The following is an 11,898-nucleotide window of genomic DNA, read 5'->3' as shown; positions in this document are numbered from 1 at the left end:
GGCTCCCGGACCGCATCCGGCACTGGATCGGCGGCGAGTTCGCCGACAGCGCCGACGGCGCGGTCTTCGACGTCCTCGACCCCGTCTCCAACGCCCCCTACGCCACCGCCGCCGCGGGCGGGCCCGCCGACGTCGACCGCGCGGTCGCGGCGGCCCGCGCGGCGTTCCCCGCCTGGTCCGGCATCGGCAACCGCGAGCGGGCCACGATCCTCAACCGGATCGCCGACGCCGTCGAGGCGCGCGAGGACCGGCTCTCCGCGTTCGAGTCGTTCGACTCCGGGCTGCCGATCACGCAGGCGCGCGGCCAGGCCCGCCGCGCCGCCGAGAACTTCCGCTACTTCGCGGACGTGATCGTCGCCCTCGGCGAGGAGGCCTACCGCGTCGGCGACCAGCAGCTCAACTACGTGGTGCGGACGCCCGCGGGCGTCGCCGGGCTGATCACCCCGTGGAACACGCCGTTCATGCTGGAGAGCTGGAAGCTCGCCCCGGCGATCGCGGCGGGCTGCACGCTGGTGCTGAAGCCCGCCGAGTGGACGCCGCTGTCCGCGAACCTGTGGGCCGAGATCTTCGCCGAGGCGGGGGTGCCCGCCGGGGTGGTCAACATCGTGCACGGCATCGGCGAGGTCGCGGGCCAGGCCCTGGTCGACCACCCGGACGTGCCGGTGCTGTCGTTCACCGGCTCCACCGACACCGGCCGGCACATCATGCGCTGCTCCGCGGACGGCCTGAAGGCGCTGTCCATGGAGCTGGGCGGCAAGTCGCCCGTCGTGGTGTTCGCCGACGCCGACCTCGACGCGGCCCTCGACTCGGTCGTGTTCGGGGTGTTCTCCCTGAACGGCGAGCGCTGCACGGCCGGGTCGCGCGTGCTGGTGGAACGCCCCGTCTACGAGGAGTTCTCGCGGCGGATCGCCGAGCGGGCCGAGCGGGTCAGGGTCGGGCTGCCCTCCGACCCGGACACCGAGGTCGGCGCGCTCGTCCACCCCGAGCACTACGCCCGGGTCCTGGAGTACGTGGAGATCGGGCAGCGGGAGGCCAAGCTGGTCGCGGGCGGCGGACGCCCCGCGCACCTGCCCGAGGGGAACTACCTGCAGCCGGCCGTGTTCACCGACGTCCCTCGCGACGCCCGGATCTTCCAGGAGGAGATCTTCGGCCCGGTGGTGGCGCTCGCGCCGTTCGACGACGAGGACGAGGCGATCGAGCTCGCCAACGCCACCCGGTACGGCCTGGCCGCCTACGTGTGGACGAGCGACCTGCGCCGCGGCCACCGGATCGCCCACGGCGTGGCCTCGGGTATGGTCTGGGTCAATTCGCACAACGTCCGCGACCTGCGCACTCCCTTCGGCGGCATGAAGGACTCGGGGGTCGGCCGCGAGGGCGGCGCGCACAGCATCGACTTCTTCTCCGAGTCCAAGATCGTCCATGTGATGCTCGGCGAGGTGCACACGCCCCGCTTCGGCGTTCAGGAGAACCGATGAGCACTCCTCCCCCCGACGTCGTCCGCTCCGCCTACGCGCAGCTGGCCGTCACCGACCTGGGCGCGGCCCGGTGGTTCTGGGTCGACATGCTCGGGCTGCACGTCCAGCACGAGGAGGCCGACGCCCTCTACCTGCGGGGCACCGACGAGCTGACCCACCATTCGCTGGTGCTGCGCGCGGGCCCGGTCGCCGCCCTCGACCATCTCGCCTACCGGGTCCGGACGCCGGACGACGTCGACCGGGCCGAGCGGTTCTTCGCCGAGCTCGGCCGTCCCGTCCGGCGCGTCCCCGCCGGGAAGGGCACGCACGGCGTGGGCGACGCGGTGCGGGCCGTCGACCCGCTCGGCTTCACCGTGGAGTTCTTCCACGACATCGCCCGCGGCGAGCGCCTCATCCAGCGCTACGACCTGCACCGCGGCGCGCAGATCGCGCGGCTCGACCACTTCAACATCTGCACGCCCGACATCCCCGCCGCCTACGACCACTACAAGTCGCTCGGGTTCGGGTGCTCGGAGACGATCGAGGGCGACGAGCACGAGCTGTACGCGGCGTGGATGTACCGGAAGCAGACCGTCCACGACGTCGCGTTCACCGGCGGCGCCGGGCCGCGCCTGCACCACCTCGGGGTGGCGACGCACGAGTCCCACCAGGTCCTGCACACGGCCGACATCTTCGGGTCGCTGCGCAAGGAGCACCACATCGAGCGGGGCCCCGGGCGGCACGGCGTGTCCAACGCCTTCTACGTCTACCTCCGCGACCCCGACGGGCACCGGGTGGAGATCTACACGTCCGACTACTACACCGGCGACCCCGACCACGAGACGTACCGGTGGAACGTGCACGACGACCGCCGCCGCGACTTCTGGGGCAACGCGGTCATCGAGTCCTGGTACAAGGAGGCCAGCCCCGTCCTCGACCTCGACGGGCGCATCCAGCCGGTCTCGGAGTCGGCGCTGGACGAGTCCGCCGTCAAGGTCGGCGCCGACGGCCTCGGCATCATCGACCCGTCCTAGCGGCGCGCCTCAGTCCGGCAGCAGCGGGACCGACAAACCCTGGTCACGGCCGAGCAGGACGGCCCGGGTGATCGCGGACGACCCGAACCGCTCCCGGACCCCGTCGACCGCGCCGTCCACCGCCCCGCCCTTCGACGGGTCCTCGTCGAACGGCAGCGCGAGCTGCACCGCCCGGTCGTCGTGGAGGTTGCCGAGCGAGAGGCCGATCAGCGTCAGCCCCCGGGTCCCGATCATCGGCGCGGCGGCGGCGAGGAGACCTCTGGCCGTCTCCAGGATCCGCTCGGTGTCGTCGGTGGCCTGCGCGAGCGTGTGCGAGCGCGTGGCGCGGGCGAAGTCCTCGAAGCGCAGGCGGAGCGTGACCGTCCGGCACACCCGCCGGGCCTTGCGCAGCCGCCCGCCGAGCCGGTCGACGATCCCGACGAGCATGGCGTCCAGCTCCGCGGGCGAGCGGCGGCGCCGGCCCAGCGCGCGCTGCGAGCCCATCGAGCGGCGCCGCACGCCGGTGCGGACCGGGCGCGGGTCGCGGTTGCGGGCCAGGGCGTGCAGGTGGCGGCCGGCGCCGGGGCCGAGCAGCGTCACCAGCGTGGACTCCGGCATGTCCGCCACGTCCCCGACCGTCGTGACGCCGAAGCGCGCGAGCTTCTCGGCGGTGGCCCGCCCGACCCCCCACAGCCGCCGCACCGGCAGCGGGCGCAGGAACTCCAGCTCGCCGTCCGGCGGCACCACCAGGAGCCCGTCGGGCTTGGCGACGCCGCTGGCGACCTTGGCGAGGAACTTGGTGCGCGCCACCCCCACCGTGATCGGCAGCCCGATCTCCTCGGCGACCTCCCGCCGCAGCCGCACGGCGACGTCCTCCGGGGAGCGGCGCAGCCCGTGCACGTCGAGGAACGCCTCGTCGATCGACAGCCCCTCCACCAGCGGCGTCGTGGCACGGAAGACCGCGAACACGGCCTTGCTCGCCGCGCTGTAGGCGCTCATCCGCGGCGGGACGACGACCGCGCGCGGGCAGAGCCGCCGCGCCTGCCCGCCGCCCATCGCCGTCCGCACCCCGTACGCCTTGGCCTCGTAGCTGGCCGCCAGCACCACCCCGCCGCCGACGATCACCGGCCGCCCCCGCAGGCCGGGATCGTCGCGCTGCTCGACCGACGCGTAGAACGCGTCCAGGTCGGCATGCAGGATCGTGGCGCCACCGGACACGAACATATGTTCGCATACACGGCCCGCGGCGGCGACGCCGGGCGTCAATGAATTAGTCTCGGGTTTCGACGGAAGGTGAAGGCGGATGGCCGAGTCCCCCCTGGTCGCGGGCGTCGACTCCTCGACGCAGTCGACCAAGGCCGTCCTGTGCCGGGCCGCGGACGGCGCCGTGGTGGCCGAGGCGTCCGCACCGCACCCAGACGGCACCGAATGCCACCCCGACCACTGGTGGGACGCGCTGCAGCGGGTCCGGGAGCTGCTCGGCCGGGCCGACGCGGTCGCCGTCGCCGCCCAGCAGCACGGGATGGTCGCGCTCGACGGCGCCGGACGGGTCGTCCGCCCGGCCCTGCTGTGGAACGACACGCGCTCGGCGCCGCAGGCACGCGCGCTCGTGGAGGAGTCCGGCGGCCCGCGGCGCTGGGCGGAACGGACGGGCAGCGTGCCGCTCGCGTCCTTCACCGTGGCGAAGCTGCGCTGGATGGCCGAGCACGAGCCGGACAACGCGCGGCGCACCGAGCGCGTGATGCTGCCGCACGACTGGCTGACACTGCGGCTCGGCGCGCGGGAGCCCGTCACCGACCGGGGCGACGCGTCCGGGACGGGCTACTGGTCCCCCGCGACCGGCGCCTACCTCCCCGACCTGCTGCGGACCGCGCTCGGCCATGACGCCGAGCCGCCCCGGGTCGCCGCGCCCGGCGAGCGAGTCGGCGAGACCGCCTGGGGCGCGGCGCTCGGATCCGGCACCGGCGACAACATGGGCGCGGCGCTCGGGCTCGGACTGGAGCCGGGCGACGTCGTGGTGTCGATCGGCACGTCCGGGACGGTGTTCGCGGTCGCGGACGAGCCCGCCGCCGACCCGTCCGGGCTGGTCGCCGGGTTCGCGGACGCCACCGGCCGGTTCCTGCCGCTCGTCTGCACGCTGAACGCCGCCCGCGTCCTGTCCGCCGCGGCCGCGATGACCGGGGCCGCGCTGGACGAGCTGTCCGCGCTCGCGCTCGCCGCCGAGCCCGGCTCGGGCGGCGTGACGCTGCTCCCCTACCTCGACGGTGAGCGAACCCCCGACCGCCCGGACGCGACGGGCGTGCTCGCCGGGCTGACCACGTCCAACGCGAGGCGGGAGAACGTGGCGCGGGCGGCGGTGGAGGCGCTGCTGTGCTCGCTCGCCGACGCCGTCGACCATCTCGCCGCGCAGGGCGGGGTCCGGCCGCGCCGGACGCTGCTGATCGGCGGCGGCGCCCGGTCCGCGGCCGTCCGGGCGCTGGCCCCGGCGATCCTCGGGACGCCGGTGACCGTCCCCGAGCCCGCCGAGTACGTCGCGCTCGGCGCCGCCCGCCAGGCCGCGTGGGCGCTCGCCGGGACGCCGGGACCGCCCGCCTGGCCCGCACCGCCCGCCACCGAGCACACCGCCGACGCCACGGACGCCACGGAGATCCGCGAGCGATACGCCGCGCTGCGCGACACCGCCCCGCAGACCCGAGGGAGCACCCCATGAGCGACTACACGCCCGTACCCGAGGACCGGTTCTCGTTCGGCGTCTGGACGGTCGGCTGGCAGGGCGCCGACGTGTTCGGCCCCGGCACCCGTCCGCCGATGCCCGCGGACCGCGCCGTCCGCAGGCTCGCCGAGATCGGCGCCTACGGCGTGAACTTCCACGACGACGACGTGTTCGCGTTCGACGCCACGCCCGCCGAGCGGCAGGGGAGCATCGACGCGTTCCGCAAGGCGCTGGACGAGACCGGCCTCGTCGTCACCACCGCGACCACCAACCTGTTCTCGCATCCGGTCTTCAAGGACGGCGCGTTCACCGCCAACGACCGCGACGTCCGCCGGTTCGCGCTGCGCAAGGTCATGGACAACTTGGATCTAGCCGCCGAGCTGGGCGCCCGCACGTACGTGTGCTGGGGCGGCCGCGAGGGCGCCGAGTCCGGCGCCGCGAAGGACGTCCGCGCCGCCCTGGACCGCTACAAGGAGGCGTTCGACGTCCTCGGCGCCTACGTCGCGGACCAGGGCTACGACCTGCGGTTCGCGATCGAACCGAAGCCGAACGAGCCGCGCGGCGACATCCTGCTGCCCACGATCGGGCACGCCCTCGCCTTCATCCAGACGCTGGAGCGTCCCGGCAACGTCGGCCTCAATCCCGAGGTCGGGCACGAGGAGATGGCCGGGCTGAACTACGCGCACGGGCTGGCGCAGGCGCTGTGGCAGGGCAAGCTGTTCCACATCGACCTCAACGGGCAGCACGGCCCCCGCTACGACCAGGACCTCCGGTTCGGCGCCGGGAACGCCCGCGGCGCGTTCTGGGTCGTCGACCTCATCGAGCACAGCGACTACGACGGCCCGATCCACTTCGACTTCAAGCCGCCGCGCACCGAGGACGACGAGGGCGTGTGGGAGTCGGCGGCGGCGTGCATGCGCAACTGGCTGATCCTGCGCGAGAAGGTCCGCGCGTTCCGCGCCGACCCCGCCGTCCGGGACGCCCTGACCCAGGCCAAGCTCGACGAGCTCGCCCGCCCCACCCTCGCCGACGGCGAAGGCTGGCGCGACGTCCGCGACGCGTCCCCCGACATCGAGGCGCTCTCCGTCCGCCGCACCGCCTTCGAGCACCTCGACCAGCTCGCCCTGGAGCACCTCTACGGCGTCAGGTAGCCGCCAGGGCCTCGGTCGGGGGGAGCCGGGCGGCGCGGATGGCCGGGTAGAGGCCGGCGACGGCGCCGATGAGCAGGGTCGCGACGATCCCGCCCGCCATCGCCCAGGCGGGGACGACGGTCGGCCAGTCCTGCGTCACGGCGAAGACCGCGGTGACGACGATGCCGAGCCCGACGCCGCCGACGCCGCCGAGCGCGGCGAGGAGCTGCGACTCGGTGAGGAACTGCAGCCTGATCTGGCCGCGGGTCGCGCCGAGCGAGCGCCGCAGGCCGATCTCGGCGCGGCGCTCCAGGACCGAGATCACCATCGTGTTGGCGACGCCGACGCCGCCGACCAGCAGCGCGACGCCGCCGAGGCCGAGGAGCAGGCCGGTGAAGGCGCGGTCGGTGGCGTCCTGCGCGGCGAGCGCGTCCGACGGGCGGCTGACCTCCACCTCGTTCGGGGCCTGCGGGTTGGCGGTGGCGGCGAGCAGGCCCTGCACCTTCTCGACCGCGTCCTTGCGGGCCCGGGTGTAGACGGTGGTCGGGTGGCCGTCGAAGCCGAGCCTGGCCGCCGCGGCCTCCCAGCCGACGAGGGCCGCGGAGTCCAGTTCGGGCGCGAGCCGGTTCGGGTTCAGGATCCCGACGACGGTGAACCACTGCGAGCCGAGCCACACCTGGACGTTCGGCGCCGCGACGCCGAGCCGCGCCGCCGTCTCGGACCCGAGGACGACCGCCGGGTACCTGGCCGTGCCGGCGTTGAGCCAGGTGCCGGCGGCCATGGTGAGGCCGGTCGTCCGGGGCAGGTCGAGGCGGGCCGCGCGGACGCCGATGCCTCCGCTCTCCCCCTCCGGGATGCGGTCGTTGCGGTAGACGTGGACGTCGTCGAGCGTCGCGGTGGCGGACGCCGACTCGACGTCCGGCATCCGCCCCACCATGCCGACCGACTCCTTCGGCAGCTTGGCGGCCTCGCCGAAGAAGTCCTGCCCCGGCCCGGCCGTGAGCAGGTTGGTGCCGAGCCGGTCCAGGGTGGCCTGCAGCTCGGCGCGGCTGGACGTCGAGATCCCGACCACGCCGATCATCGCCGCGATGCCGATCGCGATGCCCAGCGCGGACAGGAAGACCCGGAGGGGGCGGGTGCGCAGCCCGGCGGCGCCGACGCGCAGCACGTCCGCCGGGCCGAGCCGCGCGGGGGTTTCCGTGGGGTTCATCGTGCGGCCTCCGCCATCGCGTCGTCGTGGACGATCCGTCCGTCGCGCATCCGCACCTGGCGGGGCAGCAGCGCGGCGATGTCCCGGTCGTGCGTGATCAGGACGACGGTCGTCCCGCCGCCGGACAGCTCGCGCAGCAGGTCCAGGACGCCCGCGCCCGAGGCGGAGTCGAGCGCGCCGGTCGGCTCGTCGGCCAGCAGCAGCGCCGGCTCCCCCACCACCGCGCGGGCGATCGCGACCCGCTGCCGCTCGCCGCCGGACAGCTGGTGCGGACGGTGCCCGAGCCGGTGCCCGAGCCCGACGCGCTCCAGCGCGCGGCGGGCCCGGCGGCGGCGATCCGCCTGGGGCGCTCCGCCGTACAGCAGCCCGTCCGCGACGTTGTCCAGCGCGCTGACCCCTGCGGCGAGGTGGAACTGCTGGAACACGAACCCGATCCGGCGGGCGCGCAGCGCCGACAGCCGCCGGTCCGTGAGCCGGGACACGTCCGTGCCCTCGACGAGGACGGTGCCGGCGCTCGGCCGGTCCAGGGTGCCGAGCAGGTGCAGCATCGTCGACTTGCCCGAGCCGGACGGCCCGACGATCGCGACGAGCTCGCCCGCCGCGACCGTCAGCGACACGCCGTCCAGCGCGGTCACCCCGCCCGGGTAGGTCTTAGAGACGTCCCGCAGCTCCACCACCGCGCTCATTTGGGGATCCCCACCTTCATGCCCTCGGCCAGGCCGGCCCCCGAGACCTCGACCCGCCCTTCGCTGAAGACGCCCGTCTCCACGGGGACGGTGCGGACGCGCCCGTCCTGGACGACCTGGACCGCGTAGCCGCCGTCCCCCCGCGCGAGCAGCGCGCCGACCGGCACGGCGAGGACGCCGCCGTGCCGGTTCGCGGTGAGCCGCACCTCGACGGGCGCCTTGTCGTAGGAGCCGAGCGCCTTCTGCCCGCCGACCGCGATCGTGACCTCGATCGTCGTCGGCTGCTCCTCGCCGCCCTCCTTGGCGACCTTCCCGACGGACGTGATCCGCCCCTGCGTGGTGTCGCCGGACGGCAGCTCGATCTCCACCTCGGCGCCCTTCCGCGCCAGCCGCTGGTACCGCACGTCCAGGTCGACGCTCACGACGCGCGTGGTGCCCGTGTAGGTAAGGACGGCCCCTCCGATCCGGTCGCCCACGTTGGCCTTGCGCTCCGCCACCCGGATCCGGCCGGGCGCGATGACGGCCGAGCCCGGCTCCACCCGGCCGGTCACCGCGACGCCGAGATCGTCCTGCCAGCGCTTCACCGCCGCGGCCGTGGCGGCGCCGTAGGTCTCGTCGACGGTGAAGCCCGTGTATCCGAGGGCCCGGAGGTTCTTCTCGAACTGCTGGACGTCGTCGCCCTCGGTTCCCGTGGAGAGCGTCCGGTACAGCGGCAGCCTGCCGTACAGCAGCGGCACCGGCTTGTCGTCGACCCGGTAGACCGGGCGTCCCCTGGAGATCACCGACCCGGCGGCGGCCAGCCAGGTGAGCGTGCCGTTCCCGGCGCCGACCGCCGTGCGGGTGCCGCCGTAGCCGAGCGTGCCGTCCACGTCCTGGGTCTCCACCAGCGTCGTCCGCTCGATCGCGGCGGTCGCGGGCGGCAGTGAGCTGTGCGCGGCGGCGGGTTCACCGGCGCCGCCGCCCAGGCCGGCGGTCGCGAGGCCCGCGCCGCCGGCCACCACGACCCCCGCCGCGCCGAGGACGGCGGCGCGCCTGCCCGCCATCAGTCCTTGCCCTCGCTGGACAGGCCGCCCTTCTCGCCGTCCGGCTGGAACTTGGCGCAGGCCTTCTGCGCGTCCTTGAACTCCTGGCTCTGCGGGTCCAGCCCGGTGCCCTTCCCCGCCTTGATCAGCATGCTGCCGTCGGGCTTGGGATCGGGGAACTTGCTGATGCCGTTGTCGCGCATGCATTTCGCGAAGGCGCGCATCTTGGCGATCTCCTCGGGCTTGGGCTTGTCCGGCTTGCCGCCGTTCGGCATCAGATGCCGGCACTTCTGCTGCGCCGCGTCGATCCCGTTGGTGTTCGGGCCGCCGCCCTTGGCGTTTCCCGGCGGCTCGCTGTGCCGCATCGTGACCTTGCCGTCGCTCGCCGGGTCGTCCATGTCCACCCCGTTGTCGCGCATGCACTTGGCGAAGTCGCGCATCTTCTGCTGGTCGCTCACGGCCTTGGCGGTGCCCTTGGACCCCGCGCCCGTGCCCTCGCCCCCGCAGCCCTGCAGGCCGAGGGCGAGAGCCGGGACGAGCGCCAGCGCCGCGAATGTCCGTCGTCGCATCGGTCGGTCTCCTGTCGTCCCCGCCGGCGGTCCGCCGGCGGCGACCGCAAGTCCAGCCGGACGCCGGTAACCCCGGCGTAACCAGTTCGCGTTACGCCGGCGTTACGCCCGCTGCCCGATGCTGAGGCGGCAGCACGCGCGGGGCGCTTCGGGGGCGCTTCGGAGGACGGCAAGGGAGCGGCAGGGTGCGGGTACTGATCGCCGAGGACGAGCGCATGCTCGCCGATTCGATCGCCGACGGGCTCAGGTCCGAGGCCCTGGCCGTGGACGTCGTCTACGACGGCGACGCCGCGCTGGAGCGCCTCGGGGTGAACGACTACGACGTGCTGATCCTCGACCGCGACCTGCCCGTCGTGCACGGCGACGACGTGTGCCGCGCGGTGGTGGAGTCGGGCGCGCTCGTCCGGGTGCTGATGCTCACGGCCGCCGTCACCGTCCCGGCGCGGGTCGACGGCCTGCGGCTCGGCGCGGACGACTACCTGACCAAGCCGTTCGCGTTCGAGGAGCTGGTGGCGCGGGTGCAGGCGCTCGGCCGCCGCGCCCGTCCCGCGTCGCCGCCGACGCTGGAGCGGGCCGGGATCCGGCTCGACCCGTCCCGCCGGGAGGTCGTCCGGGACGGCCGCTACGTGCACCTGGCGCGCAAGGAGTTCGGGCTGCTCGCCGAGCTGCTCCGCGCGGACGGGGCGATCGTGTCGGCGGAGCTGCTGCTGGAGAAGGTGTGGGACGAGCACACCGACCCGTTCACCAACACCGTCCGGGTGACGCTGATGAAGCTGCGCCGCAAGCTCGGCGATCCCCCGGTCATCGAGACCGTCCCAGGAACGGGGTACCGGATCCCATGACGTTCACCGACCGGCTGCGGCCCACGATCAGGATGCGGCTCACGCTGCTGCACACGGGCCTGTTCCTGGGCGCCGGGATCCTCCTGCTGGGCCTGACCTACTTCCTGGTGAAGAACAACCTGGACAACCAGGCCGTCCCGAAGGCGAACCGGGTGTTCGAGGTGGGCGAGGTCACGGAGACGTACCCGCCGCCGTCGGAGCGGCCCGATGCGCTCATCGACCAGAAGTTCGAGGGGGCGCTGGTCAAGGTCCAGGAGGACTACCAGCAGAAGACGCTCAGCGCCCTGCTCACCCAGGGCGCCATCGCGCTGGGCCTGGTGGGCGCGGCGGGGCTCGGGTTCGGCTGGCTGCTCGCCGACCGGGCGCTGCGGCCCGTCCACAAGATCACCGAGACGGCGGGACGGGTGGCGCGCAGCCACGACCTCACCGAGCGGATCGGGTACGAGGGGCCCCGCGACGACGTCAAGGAGCTGGCCGACACCTTCGACACGATGCTCGGCCGGCTGGCGCGGGCGTTCGACGGGCAACGGCGGTTCGTCGCGAACGCCTCGCACGAGCTGCGCACCCCGCTCGCCATCAACCGGACGCTCATCGACGTGGCGGTGCGCCGCGCCGACGCCACCGGCGACGTCAAGCGCCTCGGCGAGTCGCTGCTGGTCGTCAACGGCAGGCACGAGCGGCTGATCGACGGGCTCCTCACCCTCGCGGGCACCGAGGGCGTCGCGGTCGACGCGGGCCCGCTCGACCTGGCGGACGTCGCGGGCCACGTCCTGGACCAGGCCGCCCCGGAGGCGCGGGCGCGCGGCGTGACATCCCGCCGCGCCCTGGGCCCGGCCGTCACCTCCGGCGATCCGGTGCTCGTCGAGCGGCTGGTGCAGAACCTGGTCGAGAACGCGGTCCGGCACAACCGCGAGGGCGGCGAGCTGTCCGTCGCGACGCGGAGCCGGGACGGCTGGGCGGAGGTCGCCGTGTCCAACACCGGGCCGGTCGTGCCCGCCTACGAGGTCGAGACGATCTTCGAGCCGTTCCGGCGGCTCGGCAACGACCGGCTGCGGTCGGACCGCGGATCGGGGCTGGGGCTGTCGATCGTCCGCGCCACGGCGGGCGCGCACGGCGGGACGGTGACCGCCGTGCCGCGCCCCGGCGGCGGCCTCGACGTCACCGTCCGCCTCCCGGCCCGCGCGCCCCAGGCCGCCCTCGCCCCCGCGGCGGGACTCGCCACGCCGGACGTGAGATCGGAGGCCGGATCCGGGTAGCGT

General features: G+C 74.4%; 11 protein-coding genes. 6 read left to right on the top strand and 5 right to left on the bottom strand.

Annotated elements, in window-relative coordinates; all coding sequences use genetic code 11:
- Both hpaE and hpaD read left to right on the top strand, forming a co-directional pair.
- On the top strand, positions 1-1,475 hold a 1,475-nt coding region (hpaE, locus tag E1287_RS23345), incomplete at its 5' end, for a 5-carboxymethyl-2-hydroxymuconate semialdehyde dehydrogenase (protein WP_131967179.1).
- On the top strand, positions 1,472-2,488 hold the full coding sequence (gene hpaD / locus E1287_RS23340; RefSeq protein WP_131967178.1) for a 3,4-dihydroxyphenylacetate 2,3-dioxygenase: 1,017 nt from the start codon (positions 1,472-1,474) through the stop codon (positions 2,486-2,488). The genes hpaE and hpaD, both read left to right, overlap by 4 nt.
- A 9-nt stretch (positions 2,489-2,497) precedes the next feature.
- On the opposite strand, the gene dinB is transcribed toward hpaD, so the two are convergent.
- Positions 2,498-3,685, bottom strand: coding sequence for a DNA polymerase IV (gene dinB, locus E1287_RS23335; protein WP_243719359.1), 1,188 nt, complete (start codon positions 3,683-3,685; stop codon positions 2,498-2,500).
- An 85-nt stretch (positions 3,686-3,770) separates the two neighbouring features.
- Here dinB and xylB point away from each other — a divergent pair, with 85 nt between their 5' ends.
- Positions 3,771-5,177, top strand: a complete 1,407-nt coding sequence (gene xylB / locus E1287_RS23330; RefSeq protein WP_131967177.1) for a xylulokinase — start codon at positions 3,771-3,773, stop codon at positions 5,175-5,177.
- Positions 5,174-6,331 carry a xylose isomerase gene (xylA, locus tag E1287_RS23325; RefSeq protein WP_131967176.1) on the top strand — a complete coding sequence of 386 codons (1,158 nt, stop codon included), beginning with the start codon at positions 5,174-5,176 and terminating at the stop codon, positions 6,329-6,331. Before xylB ends, xylA begins: the two co-directional genes overlap by 4 nt.
- Here the strand turns inward: xylA and E1287_RS23320 are convergent.
- From E1287_RS23320 to E1287_RS23305, 4 genes are read right to left on the bottom strand one after another with little or no spacing between them, the layout of a single operon-like run.
- Entirely contained in the window at positions 6,324-7,520 is a 1,197-nt protein-coding gene (locus E1287_RS23320) for an ABC transporter permease (protein WP_131967175.1), read from the bottom strand. The genes xylA and E1287_RS23320 overlap by 8 nt on opposite strands.
- Entirely contained in the window at positions 7,517-8,206 is a 690-nt protein-coding gene (locus E1287_RS23315) for an ABC transporter ATP-binding protein (protein ID WP_131967174.1), read from the bottom strand. The genes E1287_RS23320 and E1287_RS23315 overlap by 4 nt, the downstream gene beginning before the upstream one ends.
- Positions 8,203-9,249, bottom strand: a complete 1,047-nt coding sequence (locus E1287_RS23310; protein WP_131967173.1) for a peptidoglycan-binding protein — start codon at positions 9,247-9,249, stop codon at positions 8,203-8,205. The genes E1287_RS23315 and E1287_RS23310 overlap by 4 nt, the downstream gene beginning before the upstream one ends.
- Positions 9,249-9,797, bottom strand: a complete 549-nt coding sequence (locus E1287_RS23305; protein WP_131967172.1) for a hypothetical protein — start codon at positions 9,795-9,797, stop codon at positions 9,249-9,251. The genes E1287_RS23310 and E1287_RS23305 overlap by 1 nt, the downstream gene beginning before the upstream one ends.
- A gap of 185 nt (positions 9,798-9,982) precedes the next feature.
- On the opposite strand from E1287_RS23305, the gene E1287_RS23300 reads away from it, so the two are divergent.
- Positions 9,983-10,639: a response regulator transcription factor gene (locus E1287_RS23300; RefSeq protein ID WP_131967171.1), complete on the top strand. Its 657-nt coding sequence runs from the start codon at positions 9,983-9,985 to the stop codon at positions 10,637-10,639.
- Complete coding sequence (locus E1287_RS23295) at positions 10,636-11,895, top strand: HAMP domain-containing sensor histidine kinase (RefSeq protein ID WP_131967170.1); 1,260 nt, start codon at positions 10,636-10,638, stop codon at positions 11,893-11,895. The genes E1287_RS23300 and E1287_RS23295 overlap by 4 nt, the downstream gene beginning before the upstream one ends.
- The last annotated feature ends 3 nt before the right edge of the window (positions 11,896-11,898 follow it).

The organism is Actinomadura sp. KC06 (assembly GCF_004348735.1).
GTDB lineage: Bacteria > Actinomycetota > Actinomycetes > Streptosporangiales > Streptosporangiaceae > Spirillospora.
Note: the sequence above shows the minus strand (reverse complement) of the source record. Positions and strands in the feature narration are given on the sequence as shown.